Origin of the sequence: Ferrovibrio sp., from assembly GCF_041906005.1 — a bacterium.
Classification (GTDB): Bacteria; Pseudomonadota; Alphaproteobacteria; order Ferrovibrionales; family Ferrovibrionaceae; genus Ferrovibrio.
In genome coordinates this window covers 354,420-375,279 of sequence record NZ_JAYRJY010000001.1, presented here as the reverse complement: position 1 = coordinate 375,279, position 20,860 = coordinate 354,420, and the positions used below count along the sequence as shown (strand labels likewise).

The following is a 20,860-nucleotide window of genomic DNA, read 5'->3' as shown; positions in this document are numbered from 1 at the left end:
GCATTACTCCGCTTCGTCGCCGAGATAGGCCTGGCGCACCTGTTCGTTGCGCCGGATCTCGTCGGGGGTGCCGGTGGCGATGCCATGGCCGTAGACCAGCACGGTGATGCGGTCGGCCAGGGCGAACACGGCATCCATGTCATGTTCAATCAGCAGCATGGTGACGCTGCCCTTGATGCCCTGCAGCATGGTGACCATGCGGGCGGAATCCTCCGGTCCCATGCCGGCCATCGGCTCGTCGAGCAGCAGCAGTTTCGGCTTGGTCGCCAGCGCCATGGCGATTTCGAGCTGGCGGTGTTCGCCATGGCTCAACGCGCTGGCCACCACGTCGGCGCGGTGGGCCAGGCCAACCTGCTTCAGGGCATCCATGGCCGGGTCGCGCAGGCGCACATCACGGCGAGCATCGGCCCAGAAGCGGAAGGAATGGCCGTCATGGGCCTGCACGGCGAGCGCGACGTTGTCCAGCGCCGTGAAATTCAGGAAGATCGAGGTGATCTGGAACGAGCGCGCGATCCCCAGATGCGAGCGCTTGTGCACCGGCAGATGGGTGATGTCGCGCCCCATGAAGCGGATGCTGCCGGCATCGGGACGCAGCTCACCGATCAGCTGGCCGATCATGGTGGTCTTGCCGGCGCCGTTGGGGCCGATCACGGCATGGATCTCACCCTCGCGGATATCGAGCGAGAGGTCATCGGTGGCGGTGAGGCCGCCGAAGCGTTTGACCAGATTGGATGCCTGCAGAACCGGTTCAAGCATGGTCGCCTCCCGTCATGCTATCGCCGCGTCTGCGCCGGTAATGCCACCAGGCGAAGCCGGCCAGGGCGAAGGCGCCGGCCAGGATCAGGGTGGGTACGAGCCAGGCATCCTCGTAGACCATGTGCACGCCATAGATCAGGAAGAAAGCGGCGATGCCGGCCAGCAGCGCGCCGCTCTGGCCGCGGCTGATCGCGCCATCGATGCCGCCACGGGCGAAGATCACCACCAGCACCAGGATCGGGCCGAACACGATCTTCCAGTATTCGGTCCAGCCGGAGAGGATTTCCTCGAGCAGCAGGAAGCTGACGGTGCCGAACAGCGGGCCGAACAGGGTGCCCATGCCGCCCAGCACCACCATCACGATCAGGTCGCCCGAGCGGCTCCAGTGCATCATCGCGGGGCTGATGAAGTTGGTGAAGGTGGCGGTCAGCACGCCGGCCAGACCGCAGGCCATGCCGGCGAGGATGAAGGCGGTGAGGCGATAGCGGAAAACCGGAAAGCCGATGGTGGCCATGCGGCGGTCGTTCGACTTGGCGCCCTGCAGCACCAGGCCGAAGCGTGAATTCACCACGCGCTGGCACAGGAAGAGGGTCGCGGCGAGCAGCACCCAGCACAGCCAGTAGAAGCTGGGCCGGTCATCGAGGTTGATCAGGCCGCCGAAATCCGAGCGCTTCATGATCGTCAGACCGTCGTCGCCGCCATAGGCGAAGGCGCCGTTGCCCAGATAGTAGACGAGCTGGGCCAGCGCCAGCGTGATCATGATGAAGAAGATGCCCTTGGTGCGCAGCGACAGCAGGCCGATGATCGCGGCGACCAGGCCGGAGATGATCACCGCCAGAGGCCACTGGATCCAGGCGGCGTGCACGCCATGGAAGGCGAGGATGCCGACAGTGTAGCCGCCGATGCCGATATAGGCGGCATGGCCGAAACTGACGAGGCCGCCATAACCCAGGATCAGGTTCAGGCTGACGGCGGCGATCGACATGATGACGATGCGGGTGAACAGCGTCAGCAGGAAGGGATCGTCGAAGACATCGGCCAGAATCGGCACGAGGGCGAGGAAACCAAGCAGGGCAAGACCGGTGACGGTGCTGATGCGCGCGGTACCGGCGGAACTGGCGGGTGTGGAAACGGCGGACACGAAACGCTCCTTAACGGCCGGGGGCGGGGAACAGCCCGGCGGGACGCAGCACAAGCACGGCGGCCATCAGGATGTAGATCAGCATCGAGGACAGGGCGGTGGCCAGGGTGCCGGCCTCCGACGGCGTGAGCACGGTGCCGAGAATGTTGGGCAGGAAGGCGCGGCCCATGGTGTCGATGATGCCGATGGCAATGGCGGCGATGAAGGCGCCGCGGATCGAGCCGATGCCGCCGATCACGATCACCACCAGCGCCAGGATCAGGATGTTGTCACCCATGCCGATCTGCACGGTGGTAACCGGGCCGGCCATCAGGCCGGCCAACGCGGCCAGCGCCGAACCGAGGCCGAAGACCAGGGTGAACAGCAGCTTGATATCGACGCCGAGCGCGCCGGCCATTTCGCGGTTGGAGGCGCCGGCGCGGATCAGCATGCCAAGGCGCGTGCGCTGGACCAGCAGATAGAGGAACACGGCACAGAGCAGGCCAACCACGATGATCAGGAAGCGATAGGACGGATAGGGCAGGCCGGGCAGGATCTGGATCTGGCCCTTCAGCCATTCCGGCATGTCGATGGTCATGCCGCCGACACCGAAGACCAGACGGGCCAGTTCGTTGAAGAACAGGATCAGGCCGAAGGTGGCGAGCACCTGATCGAGATGGTCGCGGGTATAGAGCGTGCGCAGCGCGATCACCTCGACCACGATGCCGAGCAGAGCGCCGGCCGGCAGTGCCAGCAACGCGCCAAGAAAGAAGTTGCCGGTCCACTGCGTGAAGACCGCGGCGAAATAAGCCCCCATCATGTAAAGCGAGCCGTGTGCCAGGTTCACCAGATCCATGATGCCGAAGACCAGCGTCAGGCCGGCGGCCAGCAGGAACAGCAACAGGCCGATCTGCAGGCCGTTCAGGAATTGCTCGAAGATAAGCAGCATGGGGGCGGGGTGCTCGTCAGGTAAAAGCCGCGCCCCGTCGGTGCGGGGCGCGGCAAAGTCAGTTCAAACGGTTACATCTTGCATTTGGCGGCGTGCGGATCCTGGTGCGCGGTCAGCACGGTGCTGACAGTGCGCAGGTCGTAGCCGCCATCGGCGGTCTTGTAGGCTTCCTGCTGATAGATGTTCTGGATCGGGAAGTTGTTGTTGCCGAACTTGAACGGGCCACGCACGGACTCGAACTTCGCCGCCTTCAGCGCGGCGCCGATCGCCTTCTTGTCCTTCAGGCTGCCCTTGGTGGCCGTCACCGCGCTGGCGATCAGGTTGGCGGCATCGTAGGACTGCGCGCCATAGAAGGCCGGCGTTTCGTTATACTTCTTCCTGTAGTCAGCAACGAATTTCTGGTTGGCGGCATAGGGTAGGTCGGTACCCCAGGTCATGGTGAGATAGGTATCCAGCACCAGATCCTTCTGCAGCTTCAGCGTCACGGCATCGATGGTGAAGGCGGAATAGACCGGGATATCCTTCTTCAGGCCGGCCTGGCTGTATTGCTGGTAGAATTGCACGCCGGCGCGACCGGGGAAGAAGACGTAGACCGCATCGGGCTTGGCGGCGCGGATCTTGGAAATCTCACCCGAGAAGTCGAGCTGGTCAGGCCACTTGGTCATGTCCTGGCCAATCACCTGACCCTTGAACAGCGCCTTCACGCCATTGGTGCCATCAACGCCCGCGGCGTAATTCGGCGCCACCATGTACAGACGCTTCACGCCCTTCTGGTTCAGCAATTCGCCCACGGCCATATGATTCTGGTCATTCTGCCAGGAGGCGGCGAAGAAATAGGGGTTGCAGCCTTCGCCGGCCAGCTGCGAGGGGCCGGCATTGGCGCTGATCAGATAGACCTGCGCATCCAGCACCGGCTTGTAGGAAGCCAGCAGCACATTCGACCAGATGTAGCCCGCGACGAAATCGACCTTGTCGCGCTGCAGCAGTTTTTCGGTTTTCTGCTTGCCGACTTCGGGCTTCTGTTCATCGTCTTCGTAGATCACCTCGACCGGCACGCCACCCATCTTGCGGCCCATATGGTCGAGCGCCAGCTCGAAGGCGTTTTTCATGTCCTGGCCGTAGGCCGCATTGGGGCCCGACAGCGTGGTGACAAAACCGATCCTGATTTTCTTGGCGGCCTGGGCAGCGGCATCGCCAGCCAGGAATGGGCCAGCCAGGAAGGGCAGGGCCGCCACACCGGCGGCGAGAACGGCAAGGGTCTTGAAGCTGGAACGCATCGCTCGTGTCTCCTTCAGTGACATGCCTGCGGACGGCTCATCCATGATGCACCGCCGCCATACAGCGTTTGTATTGCAAGCCCTTGGGAGCCCCCCGTCGAGATATTTTAAGCATCAAATACTCTGGCAGGCAATCGAAGTCTGACGCGTTCACTGTGACTCGGGAAAGATACGAAGACTTTGGGAAGATACGAACGGGGCGCCGCCCGAAGCCGGCGCCCCGCCGATTTACACATCACATGCCGCTTATTTCATCGGGCATTTGGCCGCATAGGGATCAACCAGATCGGTATAGATCGTGCTGACCGTGCGGATGTCATACTCGTTGTCGGAAACCTTGTAGACTTCCTGCTGATAGATGTTGTGGATCGGGAAGTGGTTCTTGCCGAACTTCATCGGGCCGCGCACCGAGTCGAACTTGGCGGCCTTCAGGGCGGCGCCCAGGGCTTCCTTGTCCGACAGCTTGCCCTTGGTGGCGACCACGGCCGAGTTGATCAGGTTGATCGTGTCGTAGGACTGGGCGCCGTAGAAGGACGGGGTGTCCTTGTGCTTCTTCTTGAATTCGCCAACGAACTTCTGGTTCGCGGCATAGGGCAGGTCAGGCGCCCACCACAGGGTCTGGTAGGTGTCGAGCGTCAGGTCCTTCTGCAGCTTCAGCGTGATCGCGTCCACGGTGAAGGTGGAATACAGCGGGATGTCCTTCTTCAGGCCGGCCTGGCTGTATTGCTGGAAGAACTGCACGCCGGCGCGGCCCGGGAAGAACACGAACACCGCGCCCGGCTTGGCGGCGCGGATCTTCGAGATCTCGGCCGAAAAGTCGAGCTGGTCAGGCCACTTGGTCATGTCCTGGCCGACCACCTGGCCCTTGAAGGTGGATTTCACGCCGTTGGCCATGTCCTGGCCGGCGGCGTAGTTCGGCGCCACGATGTAGAGCGACTTGATGCCCTTCTGGTTCAGCACTTCGCCGGCGGCCATGGTGTTCTGGTCGTTCTGCCAAGAGGCGGCGAAGAAATACGGGTTGCACTGCTCGCCGGCCAGCGGCGAGGGACCGGCATTGGCGCTGATCAGGTAGGTCTTGTTGTCGGTGACCGTCTTGTAGGAGGCCAGCAGCACGTTCGACCAGATATAGCCAGCGACGAAATCGACCTTGTCGCGCTGGATCAGCTTCTCGGTCTTCTGCTTGCCGACTTCGGGCTTCTGCTCGTCGTCTTCGTAGATCACCTCGACCGGAATCCCGCCCATCTTCTTGCCGAGATGTTCCATCGCCAGTTCGACGCTGTTCTTCATGTCCTGGCCGATCGCGGCATTCGGACCCGACAGGGTGGTGATGAAACCGATCTTCACTTTCTTGACCTGCGCCGCAGCGGGCTGGGCCATCATCGGCACGGCGGCGAATGCCAATGCCGTGGTCATGCTGAGCAGCGTTGAAAATTTCATAATCGGGCCTCCCTCTTACCCTTGCGCGGCTGCCGGGCTGATTGCCGGAATGCCGCTATTGATCTCGTTGCCGGTTTACCCGCCGGATGGCGCGCATGCCCGGTTACGCACTCTACTTCATGCCTTTATCCGGCGTCCCATACGGCCTAGGTCGCATGTATGCCGGGAAGGCTTATTGCGGTGCAGCAGAAGATGTCGCTGGATGAATGCGGACCATGAAACATGGTGCGCATATCGCACGAATCCCGCTCGTGGTGTTTCCTCGTTCTTATGGTCTGACAGGTACTATAATGCCGGTTCGGAGCGCCGCAAGCACTATTCTGCATGCGACGATCTTCAAGCCCTCAGTTTCGCTGACGCAATACGAAACGCTGCACCTTGCCGGTCTCGGTGCGCGGCAGGGCATCGATGAATTCGATGGCACGCGGATATTTGTAGGGTGCGATTTCGGCCTTCACAAAATCCTGCAGCACCTTGGCGGTTTCGGGCCCGGCCTTGGCCTTGTCGCGCAATGCGACATACGCCTTCACGATCTGGCCGCGTTCGGGATCGGGCGCGCCCACCACGGCGCATTCCTGAACCAGCGGATGCAGCATCAGCACGGCCTCCACCTCGGGACCCGAGATGTTGTAGCCGGCGGAGATGATCATGTCGTCGGCGCGGGCCTGGTACCAGTAATAACCGTCTTCGTCGCACAGATAGGCGTCGCCGGTGAAGTTCCAGCCATTCTGCACATAGGCCTTCTGGCGTTCGGGATTGTCGAGATAGCGGCAGCCGATTGGGCCGCGGATCGCCAGCCGGCCCACACTGCCCGGCGGTGCGGGGTTGCCGTCCTTGTCGAAGATCGCGGCCTCGTAGCCCGGGATCGGCTTGCCGGTAGCGCCGGGGCGGATGCCATCGCCTTCCGAGGTGATGAAGATATGCAGGATCTCCGTGCCGCCCAGGCCATCGATCAGTTTGACGCCGGTGGCGTCATACCAGCCCTGCCAGACCGGCAGCGGTAACGTCTCACCGGCCGAGACGCCCTTCTTCAGCGAGGAGATGTCGTAATCCTTCACCATGTCGGTCATCGCGCGGTAGGCGGTTGGCGCGGTGAACAGGATGGTGACTTTCTTCTGCTGGATCGTCTCCAGCATCTTCTGCGGATTATACTGCTCGACCAGCACGGTGCTGGCGCCGACATGCATGGGGAAGGTGACCAGCGCGCCCAGGCCGAAGGTGAAAGCCAAAGGCGGCGAGCCGGTGAAGATGTCGTCTTTCGTGGGGCGCAGCACATAGCGGTTGAAGGTGTCGCAGATCGCCATCACGTCGCGATGGAAATGCATGCAGCCCTTGGCCGGCCCGGTGGTGCCCGAGGTGAAGGCGATCAGGCAGACATCGTCCCAGGCGGTATCCAGCGTTTCGAATTCCGCTGGCTTGGCTGCCATCAGGCTTTCCAGAGAGTCATCGCCATCCTTGTAGAAATAGACGGCGCGCTTGAGGTGCTTGGACTCCTTCAGCGTCGTTTCCATCTCGTCGTGCAGGCGCCAGTCGCAGATGGCAAGCTCGATCTCGGCCTTCTCGGTCATGAAGGTGAGCTCGCGCCAGCGATAGAGCGGCATGGTGGCGACCGCGATGGCGCCCACTTTCATCACCGCGAACCAGCAGGCGACATACATCGGATTGTTGGGCGAGCGCAGCAGCACGCGGTTGCCCGGCTTCACGCCCAGGTCCTGCACCAGCACATGGGCGATGCGGTTGGCGGTTTCCAGCAGGCGGGAATAGGTCCACACCTCGTCGTTATAATAGATCACCGGCCGGTTGCCGTGGATCGCCGCCTGCCTGTCCAGCAGCTCGCGGGCGCAGTTCATGCGCTTGGGATAGGCTTTCAGTTCCGGCAGGGTATCCCACAGCATCACCGGCCACTGGTCCTGCGGCGGCAGATGATCGCGGGCAAACGTGTCGATATGAGCGGACGGCTCGAACCTATGCATGATGCACCTCGGAATGGGGAGAGGCGGGTTCGGCGATCGGGACGGGGAGGTCGATGCGCACCGCATCTGACGGCGGTGTCGCGCGTCCGGCCGCATCATGGGCACGGACGTAATAGGTATAGCGCAGGCCACCCAGCACCATCTTGTCGGTGTGCTTGGCCGACTTCACGGCTTCGGTGACGCGGGCGGCGCTGTCATCCTCGGCGCGATAGACATTGTAGCCGGCGATCGGCGACGCGCCGGCCTCGGCCTTTTTCCAGCTCAGTTTCACAATGCCGCGCTCGACGGTGGCTGTCAGGCCGGCGCCGCCCTCGGGCCAGCGGGGCCCGAGGCCATCGGTGGCATCCGGCGGTGCCTGGTTCACGCCCTTGGGCCAGAGGAAGCAGGTCACTTCCTTGAAATTCTCGTCCAGCTGCTTGCAGACGTTGCAGTAGATGCAGCGCACGATCTGATCGGCGCGGCCCTGCGCCACCTTCTTCGGCCAGTCGGGATCGGCCAGCAGTTGCCGCGCCATGCCGATCATGTCGGCCTGGCCGGTCTGCAGCAGACGTTCAGCATCTGCAGGATCGCTGATCTTGCCGGCCGAGATCACCGGCACGGTATAGCCCTTGGCGTTGATATACTGCTTCACGCTTGCTGCCAGATGGGCATGCGGCAGGGGCGGGTACCAGTCGCCGGGCATGCAGCGGTCGCCGGAATAGCCGGTATAGGGATAGAGCGGCTGGCCCTCGCGATGCACCGCATCCTCGAACTTGCCGCCGACCGAGAGCGAGATGTAATCCACGCCGAGCTGCGCCATGCGCAAGGCGATCAGCTTGGCATCCTCCACCGTGTAGCCTTCCTTGATCGCCTCTTCGGCCAGGAAGCGCACGCCCACGGTCCAGTCGGTGCCGGCATATTTGCGCACGCTCGCCATCACGCGGCCGAACATGGCGAGCCGACCTTCCAGGGTGCGGCCGTCATAGTCGTCGCGGCGCGGGTTGCGGCGCGAGAGGAAGGACGAGAGCGTATAGGCATGGGCGGAATGCAGCTCGACGCCGTCATAGCCGGCCTGGCGCGCGCGGGCGGCGGCCTGGCCGAACTGCTCGATGATGCGCTCGATATCTTCGGGGCTGAGGCTGTCGATGGTCTGGCGCCAGCCCGAACGGGCCACTTTCAGGAAATGGATGATCTGCGGCACCACCTTGCTGTCGGAAGTGGCATGCACCTGGTTCACCAGCTCGCGGTGGCCGGGAATGAATTCATCGTCGGACAGGCGCAGCAGCGGGCCGGATTTGTTGGAATGCACCGCCGTGGCTTCCACCACGATCAGGCCGACATTGCCTTGGGCATAACGCACATAACGGTCGATGATCGGCTGGTTGACGAAACCGTCCTCGCCCGAAAGCCGCGTCACCATCGCCGGCACGGCGATGCGGTTGGGCAGGGTGATGCCGTTCAGCGCCAGCGGTTCGAGGATCTTCATGGCCGGTTATCCGCGTCTTGCGCCTTCTCGCTGGCCCAGGCGGCATAGGTCTGGCCGGCGATCACCAGCTTGTTGATCTCGGTGGTGCCTTCATAGATGCGCAGGGCACGCACCTCGCGATACAGGCTTTCCACCATGTTGCCTTTTGTCACGCCCAGGCCGCCCCAGAGTTGCACGGCGGCATCGATCACGCGCTGGGCCGCCTCGGTGGCATACATCTTCGCCATCGATGCCTCGCGGGTGACGCGGGCGGCGCCCATATCCTTGGTCCAGGCGGCGCGGTAGATCAGCAGGGCCGAGGCATCGATCTCGGTCGCCATGTCGGCGATCTTGGCCTGGGTGAGCTGATAATCGGCAAGTTTCTGGTTGAACACCCGGCGTTCGTGCACGCGATGCAGGGCTTCGTCCAGCGCGCGTCTGGCGAAACCGAGCGCCGCCGCGCCCACGGTGGAGCGGAAGACGTCGAGGTTGCTCATGGCGATCTTGAAACCGTCGCCCGGCTGGCCGATCAGGTTGCCGGCCGGCACCACGCAATCCTTGAATTCCAGGCGGCCAAGCGGATGCGGCGCGATCACGTCGATGCGTTCGGGCACGCTGAAACCCGGCGTACCGGCTTCGACCACGAAAACCGCCAGCCCCTTGGCGCCGGGTGCATCGCCCAGCCGCGCGACGACGGTGTACTGGTCGGCGATGCCGCCATTGGAAATCCAGGTCTTCATGCCGTTCAGGCGATAGCCTTGCCCGTCCGGTACGGCCACGGTGCTGACATTCGCCACGTCCGAGCCGGCATCGGGTTCCGACATGGCCAGCGCCGCGATCCGGTCGCCGCGTGCCACGCCGGGCAGCCAGCGCTGTTTCTGCTCAGGCGTGCCGAACAGGCTGATCGGCCCCGAGCCCAGGCCCTGCATGACGAAGGCAAAATCCGCCAGGCCGTGGTGATAGGCGAGAATCTCGCGCGCCAGCGCCAGTGAGCGCACTTCCAGTTTTTCCAGCGTGCCGCCGCCATCCCTTGGCACGGTGAGTCCGAGGAAGCCGTCGCGGCCGAGCTGCTTCACAAAGCCGCGACAGACCGCGTCGATATCCTCATGTTCGTCGTGATGGGTGGCATGCTGCTTCGCCCATGCCTGCAGGTTTTTCGCCAGCAGACGGTGGCGATCCTCGAAGAAGGGCCAGGCAAGATAGCTGGTATCGGCCATCTCAGTTGCCCTCGAAGACGGGTTTCTGCTTCGCCACGAAGGCGTGGTAGGCGCGGGCGAAATCCTGCGTCTGCATGCAGATCGCCTGCGCCTGCGCCTCGGCCTCGATGGCGGCATCCAGATCCATCGACCATTCCTGGTGCAGGCAGGTCTTGGTGATGCCATGGGCGAAGGTGGGGCCGTCGCTCAGTTCCTTCGCCAATGCCTGAGCCTCGGCCAGCACCTGCTCGGGCGCGACGAGGCGATTGTAGAAACCCCAGCGCTCACCTTCCTCGGCGCTCATGCTGCGGCCGGTATAGAGCAGTTCGGCAGCGCGACCCGATCCGATGATGCGCGGCAGGATGTTGCAGGCGCCCATGTCGGCGCCGGCCAGGCCCACGCGGGTGAACAGGAAGGCGGTCTTGGTGCGCGGCGTCGCCAGCCGCAGGTCGGAGGCCATGGCGAGGATCGCGCCGGCGCCCGCGCACACGCCGTCGATGGCGGCGATTACCGGCTGCGGGCAATGGCGCATGGCCTTCACCAGATCGCCGGTCATGCGGGTGAAAGCCAGAAGCCCGGCCATGTCGCCGGAGTCTTTCATTTTCACCAGCGGGCCGATGATCTCGTGCACGTCGCCGCCGGAGCAGAAATTGCCGCCTTCGCCGGTGATCACCACCGTCTTGACGTCGCCCACATAATTCAGCGCGCGGAAGGTGTCGCGCAGCTCGGCATAAGAGTCGAAGGTGAGCGGATTCTTGCGTTCCGGCCGGTTGAGCGTCACGGTGGCGACCTTGCCCTCGACCGACCAGCCGAAATGCTTCGGTTTGAAATCCTTCGCCAGCTTGCTCACGCCCGACGTACTCATGCCTTGTCTCCCTTGCCCGGTTCGACGGCGTTCTGGTGCACCGATTGTTTCAGCTTGCCGAGTAACTGGAAAAGCTGCTGCATCTCCTGGCGGCTCAGGCCAGCCATCATGGCGTCGATCCAGCCTTCGTGTTCCGGCGTCATCGCGTCGAAAGCCTTTTTGCCGGCCGGTGTAAGGCTGACATGGCTGGAGCGGCGGTCGCGGGCCGAAGGCGTGCGCTTGACCAGACCTTCTTCCACCAGCCGGTCGGTCAGACCGGTGATGTTGCCATTCGATACCATCATGCGAGCCGACAACTCGCTCATGGTGAGGCCATCGGGCGCGCGATCGAGCTGGGCGAGCAGATCGAAGCGGGGCAGGGTGGTGTCGAAACGCTCGCGCAGGGCGGAGCGCACATTCTGCTCGATCAGGCTGGAGCAGGTGAGCAGCCGCAACCACAGCCGCAATTCCAGCTTGTCGTCACGGGTGGCCGCGGTTTCGCGGTCATTGGCCGGCATGGGCGCCGGCTGGCGCTGTTCGCTCATGACATCACCTCTCCCCCCGCAATCGCGATGCACTGGCCGGTCACCGAGCCGGCAGCATCGCCAGCCAGCCACAACACGGCATCGGCCACTTCTTCCGGCCGGATCAGCCGGCCCTGCGGATTGCTTTTTGCCAGTTCGGCGCGCGCCTCTTCGGCGCTGCGCCCGGTTTTCTGCACGATGGTGTCGATGGTGGCGGCCGTCATCTCGGTATCGACATAGCCGGGGCAGACCGCGTTCACGGTGATGCCCTGCGTGGCATATTCGCGGGCCAGCGCGCGCGTCAGCCCCACCACGCCATGCTTGGCGGCCACGTAGGCGGCAACATAGGCATAGCCGGTGAGCCCCGCCGTGGAGGCAACGTTGACGATGCGGCCGCTTTTGCGGGCCAGCATGCCGCCGATGGCTGCGCGGGTGACATGGAAGACACTGGAGAGATTGACGGCCAGCATCTGGTCCCAGTGTTCGCCGGCCATCTTGGCAAAGGGCTGGCTGGCGCCGTAACCCGCATTGTTCACCAGGATATCGAGCGGACCCTGCGCGGCGACGGCCAGTTCCACCATCCTGCCGGCGGCGGTGGGGTCGGTGAGGTCGGCGACGAAAGCGGCGTGCCGGCCGGGAAGGGATGTGCGTCGCTGTTCCAGCAGGTCAATGTCGCGGCCACAGAGCGAAAGCATCGCGCCCTGAGCGGCGAAGGCCCGGGCCACGGCCCAGCCGATGCCCCGGCTCGCGCCGGTGACCAGCACATGCCGGCCCGCAAAGGCATTGCCATTGCGCGGCTGCTGCGTCGCTGTCGTCTCCCGCGGTTGTGCCGTCACGCCAACCCTCCCGAATATTGTTTTAAGTCTAAAATAATTATCCGGGGCCGGCAAGACCGTCGCTACGGGTGCATTGGAGGACAGTGAAGGCGACTTGCCCGGGCAAGTATGGTAAACAGGCTACACACGATTCGCTGGGGGACTGGAAAGCGACAATGCCTTTTGCGCGCCTGCGACATGGCACGATCCGTCAAGGAGTTCTGATACTTGCCGCCAGCGTGCTGCTGGCCGGCTGTCAGAGCATGGGCATGGGCGGCGGTTCCGGCGCGAACGATCCCGGCGGCAAGGGCGGCCCGCCGCCGCAGATTTCCGGCGTGGCCTTGCCCGACGGTTATTCGCTGGATGCCAACCGCACAATCATCCTGGGCGAAGGCGACCGCTGGATCGGCCGCCTGTCCTACAGCGTCAGCTCCTCGGCCGACGACATGTTCGATTTCATCCGCCGCGAGATGCTGAACCACGGCTGGTCGGAAGTCGCCGTGGTGCGGGCTGAAACCAGCCTGCTCACCTATCTGTCGGGGGGCGGCGACCGCGTCGCCTCGATCCTGATCCAGCGCTCGACCCTGTATGGCTCCAAGGTCGACATGACCGTATCGCCTTCGGCCGGCAGTGGCGTGGCTCCGGCGCGGGCGTCGAACGGCCGGCGCTGATTTTTAACTGAATGCCTTGAACGTAATGAGCGTGAAGGTGTCTTTCACGCCGGCGATGGTCTGCAGCTTGTTGACCACGAAATGGCCGATATCCTGGCCGTCGGGCAGGTAGCATTTCATCATCAGGTCGTACTGGCCCGAGATGGAATGTACTTCGGAAACCTGTTCGATTTCCTCCACGGCCTTCACCGCCACGTCATAGGCGCGGCCCAGCTCGCATTTCACCATCACGAAAATCGTTTGCATCGCCGGCTCCGTTCACTTGGCTGCTGCGGACTGTAAACGAAGCCGAGGTCGGCAGCCAAGGGGCTGGGACCGGACTCAGGAGGCCCGGCGGCTCGGGCGCAGCAGGAAATCGGGGACGTGGTCGCCCATGCCGATCACCGGCGGCTCGCGGTCTTCACGATTGTCGCGGCGATTGCGGTCCCGATCGTTGCGATCCCGGTCGCCGCGATCACGGCGCGGTTCGGCCTGTTCGGAACGGGTTTGCTGCTCGTGGCGCGGCCTGTCCTCGCGCGGCCTGTCCTGGCGCGGCTTGTCCTGGCGCGGCTTGTCGCGGCGCGGTCCACGGTCGCGCGATTTGCGTTCGTCCTGAGCCTCGGCGACAGAAGGTTCGTTGGCTGGCTCGGCAAAGGCGGGTTGCGGCTGCATCGAGGCATCGCTGGCGCGCGGCTCGCGGGTGCGGTCCCGGCTGCGCTTGCGGTCGCCGTCGCGATCCCGGCCACGGCCGCCGCGGCCACGACCTTTGCGCTCCTCGCCACGGTCGCTGCGCTCCTCGCCGGCTTCGCTCTCGTCATGGGCAAAACCATGCAGCTCCATCACCGGGATGTCGCGCTGGATCAGCCGCGTGATGGCGGAGAGATACTTGCCGTCCTCGCCGGCGACCAGCGTGAAGGCGCGACCGTTCATGCCGGCGCGACCGGTGCGGCCGATGCGGTGCACATAGTCTTCCGGATGGGTCGGGACGTCGAAATTGAACACATGCGTCAGACCCTGGACGTCGAGGCCACGCGCGGCCACGTCGGAAGCGACCAGGATGCCGATTTCGCCCTTCTTGAATTTCTCCAGCGTGGCGGTGCGTGCCGACTGGTCCATGTCGCCATGCAGGGCAGCGGCATCGAAGCCATGGCGGATCAGTGATTTCGCCAGGATATCCACGTCGCGTTTGCGATTACAGAAGATGATGGCGTTCTTCACATCCTCGTTGCGGATCAGCGTGCGCAGGGCCTCGCGCTTCATGCGATGCGAAACCTGGATCTGGAACTGCGCGATCGATTCCGCCGTGGTGGCCTGGCGGGCAACCTCGATTTCCTTCGGGTTGCTGAGGAACTTGTCGGCCAGCTTGCGCATTTCGGGCGCCATGGTGGCCGAGAAGAACAGGGTCTGGCGCAGCGGCGGCAGCATTTTGCCGATCCGCTCGATATCGGGCATGAAGCCCATGTCCAGCATGCGGTCGGCTTCGTCGATCACGAAGATCTGCACGCCGGTCAGCATCACCTTGCCGCGTTCGAAATGGTCGATCAGGCGGCCCGGTGTGGCGATCAGCACGTCGACGCCACGATCCAGCAGCTTTTCCTGTTCGGTGTAGTTCACGCCGCCGATCAGCAGCGCCATCGAAAGCGGGGAATTCTTGCCGTATTTGTCGAAGCTCTGGGCCACCTGGTCGGCCAGCTCGCGGGTCGGTTCCAGGATCAGGGCGCGCGGCATGCGTGCGCGGGCACGGCCACCGGCCAGGATGTCGATCAGGGGCAGGGTGAAGCCGGCGGTTTTGCCGGTGCCAGTCTGCGCCGTGCCGAGCACGTCGCGGCCCATCAGCACGATCGGGATCGCCTGTGCCTGGATCGGGGTGGGGGTCGTGTAACCGGCTTCGGCGACAGCCTTGAGAACCGGCTCGCTCAAGCCTAGATCAGCAAATTCCATGGATTTCCGTAATGTCTTGACGGCGTCAGCACAGATGCGCACCGTCCGCCGGCGGACAAGACCACAGCGTACCCCCTGAGTCAATGCCAAACTCAGCGGCTAGAAACAGCAAAATCAATCGGTTATCGTGCATTTCCTGATTTTTTCCGTAGCCGGAGAGCCCCAATGAAGCTGATCGACGAGATCGTTGCCAACAAGGATCAACTGACCGCCTGGCGGCGCGATCTGCACATGCATCCCGAAACCGCCTTCGAAGAGCACCGCACCGCCGATTTCGTCGCCAAGACGCTGGAATCCTTCGGCATGCCGGTACATCGCGGTTTGGCCAAGACCGGCGTGGTCGGCACATTGAAGGCCGGCAAGGGCAATCGCGCCATTGGCCTGCGTGCCGACATGGATGCGCTCGACCTGGTCGAGATGAACGCGTTCGATCACAAGTCCAAGCACGAGGGCAAGATGCATGGCTGCGGCCATGACGGCCACACCATCATGCTGCTGGGCGCGGCGCAGTATCTGGCCAAGGCGAAGAATTTCGATGGCACGGTGCATTTCATCTTCCAGCCGGCGGAGGAGAATCTGGCCGGCGGCAAGGTGATGGTGGACGATGGCCTGTTCACCAAGTTTCCCTGCGAGTCGGTGTTCGGCATGCACAACATGCCCGGCATCGATGTGGGCAAGTTCGCCGTGCGCGTCGGCCCGATGATGGCCTCGGCCGATATGTTCTGGATCAAGGTGAAGGGTGTCGGCGCCCATGGCGCCTATCCGCATCGCGGCGTCGATCCGGTGGTGATCGCGGCCGAGATCATTCTGGCGCTGCAGAACATCGTCGGCCGCAATGTCGATCCGATGCATTCGGCGGTGGTGAGCTGCTGCCAGATCCAGGGCGGCCATACCACCAACGTGATCCCGGAAGAGGTGATGATCGCCGGCACCACGCGCGCCTTCCTGCCCGAAGTGCAGGACATGATCGAGAGCCGCCTGAAGCAGATCGCGACCGGCATTGCCGCGGCCCATGGCGCCAGCGCGAGCGTCGATTACCAGCGCCGCTATCCGCCCACCATCAACACCGCCGACGAAACCGAACTGGCCGCCAATGCGGCGGCCATGGTGGTTGGCGGCGAGAATGTGCTGCGCAACCTCAATCCCAGCATGGGCGCGGAGGATTTTGCCTGGATGCTGCGCGAGAAGCCGGGTTCGTATGTGTGGATCGGCAACGGGGCCGGCGAAGGCAGCTGCATGGTCCACAACCCGCGCTATGACTTCAATGACGACGTGCTGCCGATCGGCGCCAGCTATTGGTCGCGGCTGGTAGAGACGATCCTGCCGGCGGGCTGAACCGGATACGGGCGGGGACAATGGGCTTCAAGGTGAAGTTCTGGGGTGTTCGCGGCAGCATCGCGACGCCGTCCCCGCGCCATATCGGTTTTGGCGGCAATACGTCCTGCGTCGAGTTGAAGATCGGCAACCGTGTCATCATCCTTGATGCGGGTACGGGCATCCGCAACCTGGGCCATTGGCTGCTGCGCCGCAATGTGACACGTGGCGATCTGTTCCTCTCCCACACGCATTGGGATCATATCAACGGCTTTCCGTTCTTCTCGCCGGCCTTCAAGGCAGATCGCCATTTCACCATCCATGCCGGGCATCTGATCGACAAGGGCGGCATCGGCCGGGTGCTGGCGTCGCAGATGCAGCAGCCTTTCTTCCCCGTGCCGCTGGAGAAGATGGGCGCCAGCATCGACAATGTCGATTTCCGGGCCGGCGACAGTTTCAAGCTGGGCAGCAATATCAAGGTTCGCACCGCGCCGCTGAACCATCCTGACGGCGCCACCGGCTACCGCTTCGAGTATGGCGGCAAGTCTGTCTGTTATGTGACCGATACCGAACATGTGCCGGGCCAGCCCGACCAGAACATCCTGGCCCTGATCGAAGGGGCGGACCTGGTGATTTATGACAGCACCTACACCGACAAGGAATTCGAGAAGCATGTCGGCTGGGGGCATTCGACCTGGCAGGAGGGAGTGCGGCTTTGTCGCGCCGCCGGTGTCAAGACCCTTGCGATTTTCCATCATGATCCCGATCATGAGGATCTGTTCATGGAGGCTCTGGAAGCCGAGGCCAGACAACTCTGGTCCGGAGCCTTGGTGGCGCGCGAGAACATGCGCGTCAATCTGCTGTAAGGGGGAAACATGGCACGGCTTTATCTGGTGCGTCACGCCAAGGCGGCCGCGCGGTTCGACGAAGATCCCGATCCCAGCCTTTCGGAAGAGGGCAAGGAGGCGGCGGTCGACCTCGCCTTGCAGCTCGAAAGCCTGGGGCCGATCCCGATCTATACCTCGCCGATGGAGCGCGCCCGGGAAACCGCCCTGCCGCTGGCCAACCGCTGGGGCGTGATCCCCGAGGTGAGCGCGGCTTTCAGCGAGATTCCGACCCCGCCCGAAATCGCCCAGCAGGGCATCAAGGCGCGTGGCCCCTGGTTGCAGCAGCTTGCCGGCCAGCGGTATCCGGCCCAGCCGCCGATCATCCGCGCCTGGCGCGAGGGCCTGATCGGCATGCTGCGATCCTGTCGCAGTGACACCATCGTATTCACCCATTTCATGGTGATCAACGCGGCGCTCAGCGCGGCGCTGAACGATGACCGCATGGTGGTCTCGCAGCCCGATTATTGCTCCTGCACGGTGATCGAGGCGACCTCGCGTGGGCTCAATCTGCTGACGCGCGGCCTGGAGGCTGCGACCAAGGTCCTGTAGCCGCTGGGCGGGCCGCACCTGTTGAATGGCTTGGCCCCGGCCGGCCGCCCCGGTTAGACTGGACCTGCCAGACTGAGCGTGGCCGGCTGCCGAGGAAGTGTCCCGCGATGAACATGAAACCCGAGATCAAGACCGCGCCCGCCAGCATGCCCGACGGCTATGTGCTGGAGGATCAGGTCGGCCATCTGATCCGTCGGGCGCATCAGCGGCATACGGCCCTGTTCATTGCCATGATCGGCGATGCACAGGTGACGCCGACGCAATATGCCGCGCTGGTGAAGCTGTATGAAATGGGCGAACTGTCGCAAAACCATCTCGGCCGGCTCACCGCCATGGATCCGGCGACCATCCAGGGCGTGATCCGCCGGCTCACCGGCCGCAAGCTGATCTCTCATCGCCCTGACAAGAACGACAAGCGTCGCCGCTGCCTGAGCCTGACTTCGCATGGTCGGGAACTGGTCGAACGCCTGCTGGGCAATGGTCCGAAAGTGAGCAAGGCGACGCTCGATCCGCTTTCGCCGGCCGAGCAGCAGCAGTTCCTCGGGCTGCTCAAGCGCATCACATAAGCCTCAAGATACCGGGTCGATGCCGGCCCGGATGCGCTGTGTCGTGGCGCCCATGCCGTCGGGCTTCCACCCAGGCGGGCCGAAAAGATAGCCTGCGATTTCGCGCAGGCTGCGTGCGCGGTATAGGTCGCGAGCGATGGCGACATATTCGCGGAAGACGATCACGAAAGGATTGTGGCTGGTCTCGGGTTTTACCAGCCCGTAACGGCAGGGATCTGTCTTGTTCTCGGCGGCGAAGCTGCCGAATAACCGATCAAAGATGATGAGTACGCCGCCATAGTTGGTGTCGAGATACCGAGGATTCACCGCATGATGGACGCGATGATGCGACGGTGTGTTCAAGACCCATTCAAGTGGCCCCAGCTTTGGCACCATCTCGGTATGCAGCCATATTTGATAGGTCAGGTTGACCGCGATCAGCAGGAAGATTGCTAGGGGGTGAACCCCAAGCCAAGCCAGCGGCACGTAGAACAGCCAGTCGCCGCTGATCAGGCCGGTGACCGATGTGCGCGACGTCGTCAGGATGTTGAACCAGTTGGTCGAGTGGTGAGTGCGGTGGGCGGCCCACATCCAGCGGATTTCGTGATGCATCCGATGCTGCCAGTAATAGGCGAATTCCACCATCATGAAGGCCGTCGCCCAGCCTGCGATGCCTTTTAACGGTATCTGCCAGAGCCGATGGTCCCATGCCCAGAAATAAACCGGCGCCAGCAGACCGGCGGTTGCCAGTTTGATCAGCCGGCGCCCGATCTTGATGCCGATCGAGGCAGCAACGTCGGCCCAGGGATAACTGTTCTTCTGAAGCAGCCTGATCCAGAGGAACTCGACGAGGCCGAGGCCAACCAGCAGCCCCAGCGAGATCATGGCAATCGTGCTGCTCATGCGGCGTCCTCCAGTGCGCGGCGCCGTGTCGGCGAGCCCGCAGTTTCTGATCCAGGTGCAGCCGCACCGTGCTTCGCCAGCTTGAGCATGGCCTGGGCGGCCTCTGCCAGAGCCGCCCGCTCGCGACCGGTCAATGCGGCGGCCATGGCGGTTTTGAGCCAGTGCCGCCGGTCCCGCATGTCGGCCATGAAGGCAGCGCGACCACGTCTCGTGAGGGTGATCACGCGTTCCCGGCGGTCATGCGCTCCTGGCCTGCGGGCAATCAGGCCGTTGTGTTCAAGGGCATCCAATAGGCGGGTGAGCGATTGCGGCTGCAAATGCAGTTCGGAGGCCAGTTGCACTGCGGGGACAGGGCCCAGGCGATAGAGCGCACCCAGCAGCGCAACCGATGCCGGGCTCATCGAATCCTCCGGCCGCTCGGTGCGCATGCGGCGGGCCAGGGCAAGCACGCCGCGCAGGATCAGTGTCGCTTCGTCGGTGTCGATATCATTCATCGGATTGCCGATCCAATACTACGCTATGCGTATCAATATAATACGCATAGCGTAGTATTAATGAGGGTTCAAGTGGAACATTGGAGTGCTTGCCGCAGCGTAAGATCAGGGGCGCGGCATAGACCTTCGCCGGAAAAGCCGGCCTTGCGTCTGGCGTTTGTCGGCATGTCGGATGGAATATGCAGACAGGGCGTGGAAGCGCCGCGCTTGGGCTTATGCTGCACTGCCGCATTTGCGGGCAGCGTGTGCTGAAATTTTGACGTTGACTCTTTTGAGGCAGCATCGCAGCATCATATGCATACGAATGATGTTGTCCGTGCAGGGCGGGCAACGCAGCGAGATGCCAGCGGGGAGGCCCCAAGTCCAATGGCGTCGTATGTGCGTCCGACGAGTCTGGAAGAAGCGCTTGAGCATCTGAGTGCCGTTCACGCCAATGCAGCCCGCATGAACGCGGCTGGGCCGGTGATTCTGGCCGGCGGCACCGATTTTTATCCCGCGCGCGTCGGCCGCGCGCTGGATGAGGATGTGCTGGACATCACCGGCATTCCCTATCTGCAGGGCATCGGCGAAACCGACGAAGGCTGGCGCATCGGCGCCGCCACCACCTGGAGCGCGGTGGCAAATGCCGATCTGCCGCCATTTTTCGATGCCTTGCGCCAGGCGGCCCGCCAGATCGGCGGTGCGCAAATCCAGAATTCCGGCACGGTGGCGGGCAATCTGTGCAATGCCTCGCCAGCGGCCGACAGCGTGCCGCCGTTGCTGGCGATGCGGGCAAAAATGGAAATCCATGGCCCGCAGGGCCGGCGGGACGTGCCGCTCGGCGAATTCATCACCGGCAACCGCCGCACTGCGTTGAAGCCCGGCGAACTGGTTGCCGCCGTGCTGGTGCCGCGCCCGAAAAAGGAGGCGCGCAGCGTTTTCCTCAAGCTGGGCGCACGCGAATATCTGGTGATCTCGATCGCCATGGTGTCCGTCGTGCTGGAAACCGAAGGCGGTGTGGTATCGGGTGCCAGCGTGGCGGTCGGTGCCTGTTCGGCGGTGGCGCAGCGCCTGTCCTTCCTCGAATCCGAACTGATCGGCCGGCGGCTGAATGCCGCGCTGGCCAACCGCGTGAAACCCGCGCATTTCGATGGGCTTTCACCGATCGACGATATCCGCGCCACAGCCGGCTACCGCCGCGAGGCAGCCGAAGTGCTGGTGCGCCGTGCGCTCACCATGCTGGGCAAGCAGAAGGGGAACTGA

The 20,860-nt window shown here is 63.5% G+C and carries 21 protein-coding genes; 6 read left to right on the top strand and 15 right to left on the bottom strand.

What is annotated here, in order from left to right; all coding sequences use genetic code 11:
* Positions 1-3: 3 nt before the first annotated feature.
* The 11 genes from ACE3OO_RS01895 to ACE3OO_RS01845 form a co-directional block, all read right to left on the bottom strand.
* A complete protein-coding gene (locus ACE3OO_RS01895) occupies positions 4-756 on the bottom strand; it encodes an ABC transporter ATP-binding protein (RefSeq protein ID WP_374299152.1) in 753 nt (250 codons plus the stop codon).
* On the bottom strand, positions 749-1,897 hold the full coding sequence (locus tag ACE3OO_RS01890; RefSeq protein ID WP_374299150.1) for a branched-chain amino acid ABC transporter permease: 1,149 nt from the start codon (positions 1,895-1,897) through the stop codon (positions 749-751). The genes ACE3OO_RS01895 and ACE3OO_RS01890 overlap by 8 nt, the downstream gene beginning before the upstream one ends.
* A gap of 10 nt (positions 1,898-1,907) precedes the next feature.
* On the bottom strand, positions 1,908-2,825 hold the full coding sequence (locus tag ACE3OO_RS01885) for a branched-chain amino acid ABC transporter permease (protein ID WP_374299148.1): 918 nt from the start codon (positions 2,823-2,825) through the stop codon (positions 1,908-1,910).
* Between the two features lie 71 nt (positions 2,826-2,896).
* A complete protein-coding gene (locus ACE3OO_RS01880; RefSeq protein WP_374299146.1) occupies positions 2,897-4,102 on the bottom strand; it encodes an ABC transporter substrate-binding protein in 1,206 nt (401 codons plus the stop codon).
* A gap of 246 nt (positions 4,103-4,348) precedes the next feature.
* Entirely contained in the window at positions 4,349-5,539 is a 1,191-nt protein-coding gene (locus ACE3OO_RS01875; protein WP_374299144.1) for an ABC transporter substrate-binding protein, read from the bottom strand.
* A gap of 344 nt (positions 5,540-5,883) precedes the next feature.
* Positions 5,884-7,512: an AMP-binding protein gene (locus ACE3OO_RS01870; RefSeq protein WP_374299142.1), complete on the bottom strand. Its 1,629-nt coding sequence runs from the start codon at positions 7,510-7,512 to the stop codon at positions 5,884-5,886.
* Entirely contained in the window at positions 7,505-8,977 is a 1,473-nt protein-coding gene (locus ACE3OO_RS01865; RefSeq protein WP_374299140.1) for an NADH:flavin oxidoreductase, read from the bottom strand. Before ACE3OO_RS01865 ends, ACE3OO_RS01870 begins: the two co-directional genes overlap by 8 nt.
* Entirely contained in the window at positions 8,974-10,173 is a 1,200-nt protein-coding gene (locus ACE3OO_RS01860; RefSeq protein ID WP_374299138.1) for an acyl-CoA dehydrogenase family protein, read from the bottom strand. The genes ACE3OO_RS01865 and ACE3OO_RS01860 overlap by 4 nt, the downstream gene beginning before the upstream one ends.
* Before the next feature lies 1 nt (position 10,174).
* Positions 10,175-11,017, bottom strand: coding sequence for an enoyl-CoA hydratase family protein (locus ACE3OO_RS01855; protein WP_374299135.1), 843 nt, complete (start codon positions 11,015-11,017; stop codon positions 10,175-10,177).
* On the bottom strand, positions 11,014-11,541 hold the full coding sequence (locus ACE3OO_RS01850; RefSeq protein WP_374299133.1) for a MarR family winged helix-turn-helix transcriptional regulator: 528 nt from the start codon (positions 11,539-11,541) through the stop codon (positions 11,014-11,016). Before ACE3OO_RS01850 ends, ACE3OO_RS01855 begins: the two co-directional genes overlap by 4 nt.
* On the bottom strand, positions 11,538-12,356 hold the full coding sequence (locus ACE3OO_RS01845; protein ID WP_374299130.1) for an SDR family NAD(P)-dependent oxidoreductase: 819 nt from the start codon (positions 12,354-12,356) through the stop codon (positions 11,538-11,540). The genes ACE3OO_RS01850 and ACE3OO_RS01845 overlap by 4 nt, the downstream gene beginning before the upstream one ends.
* Before the next feature lie 155 nt (positions 12,357-12,511).
* Here ACE3OO_RS01845 and ACE3OO_RS01840 point away from each other — a divergent pair, with 155 nt between their 5' ends.
* Complete coding sequence (locus tag ACE3OO_RS01840; protein WP_374299129.1) at positions 12,512-13,006, top strand: hypothetical protein; 495 nt, start codon at positions 12,512-12,514, stop codon at positions 13,004-13,006.
* 3 nt (positions 13,007-13,009) lie between these two features.
* Here the strand turns inward: ACE3OO_RS01840 and ACE3OO_RS01835 are convergent, their stop codons facing one another.
* Both ACE3OO_RS01835 and ACE3OO_RS01830 read right to left on the bottom strand, forming a co-directional pair.
* Positions 13,010-13,252, bottom strand: coding sequence for an Lrp/AsnC ligand binding domain-containing protein (locus ACE3OO_RS01835; RefSeq protein ID WP_374299127.1), 243 nt, complete (start codon positions 13,250-13,252; stop codon positions 13,010-13,012).
* Between the two features lie 75 nt (positions 13,253-13,327).
* On the bottom strand, positions 13,328-14,905 hold the full coding sequence (locus tag ACE3OO_RS01830; protein ID WP_374299125.1) for a DEAD/DEAH box helicase: 1,578 nt from the start codon (positions 14,903-14,905) through the stop codon (positions 13,328-13,330).
* A gap of 186 nt (positions 14,906-15,091) precedes the next feature.
* Here ACE3OO_RS01830 and ACE3OO_RS01825 point away from each other — a divergent pair, with 186 nt between their 5' ends.
* The 4 genes from ACE3OO_RS01825 to ACE3OO_RS01810 all read left to right on the top strand — a co-directional run bounded on the left by ACE3OO_RS01825 (position 15,092) and on the right by ACE3OO_RS01810 (position 18,242).
* The gene (locus ACE3OO_RS01825) at positions 15,092-16,261 is read left to right on the top strand and encodes a M20 aminoacylase family protein (RefSeq protein ID WP_374299123.1); all 1,170 of its coding nucleotides are present in this window, start codon (positions 15,092-15,094) and stop codon (positions 16,259-16,261) included.
* A 20-nt stretch (positions 16,262-16,281) separates the two neighbouring features.
* Complete coding sequence (locus tag ACE3OO_RS01820; RefSeq protein WP_374299122.1) at positions 16,282-17,106, top strand: MBL fold metallo-hydrolase; 825 nt, start codon at positions 16,282-16,284, stop codon at positions 17,104-17,106.
* 9 nt (positions 17,107-17,115) lie between these two features.
* Positions 17,116-17,676: a histidine phosphatase family protein gene (locus ACE3OO_RS01815; protein WP_374299120.1), complete on the top strand. Its 561-nt coding sequence runs from the start codon at positions 17,116-17,118 to the stop codon at positions 17,674-17,676.
* Between the two features lie 107 nt (positions 17,677-17,783).
* Positions 17,784-18,242, top strand: a complete 459-nt coding sequence (locus ACE3OO_RS01810) for a MarR family winged helix-turn-helix transcriptional regulator (protein ID WP_374299118.1) — start codon at positions 17,784-17,786, stop codon at positions 18,240-18,242.
* A 3-nt stretch (positions 18,243-18,245) separates the two neighbouring features.
* Here the strand turns inward: ACE3OO_RS01810 and ACE3OO_RS01805 are convergent, their stop codons facing one another.
* Both ACE3OO_RS01805 and ACE3OO_RS01800 read right to left on the bottom strand, forming a co-directional pair.
* Entirely contained in the window at positions 18,246-19,124 is an 879-nt protein-coding gene (locus ACE3OO_RS01805; RefSeq protein ID WP_374299116.1) for a sterol desaturase family protein, read from the bottom strand.
* Positions 19,121-19,618, bottom strand: coding sequence for a MarR family winged helix-turn-helix transcriptional regulator (locus ACE3OO_RS01800; protein ID WP_374299114.1), 498 nt, complete (start codon positions 19,616-19,618; stop codon positions 19,121-19,123). Before ACE3OO_RS01800 ends, ACE3OO_RS01805 begins: the two co-directional genes overlap by 4 nt.
* 366 nt (positions 19,619-19,984) lie before the next feature.
* Here ACE3OO_RS01800 and ACE3OO_RS01795 point away from each other — a divergent pair, with 366 nt between their 5' ends.
* Positions 19,985-20,860 (top strand): xanthine dehydrogenase family protein subunit M, encoded by an 876-nt coding sequence (locus ACE3OO_RS01795; RefSeq protein WP_374299112.1) that lies wholly within the window; start codon positions 19,985-19,987, stop codon positions 20,858-20,860.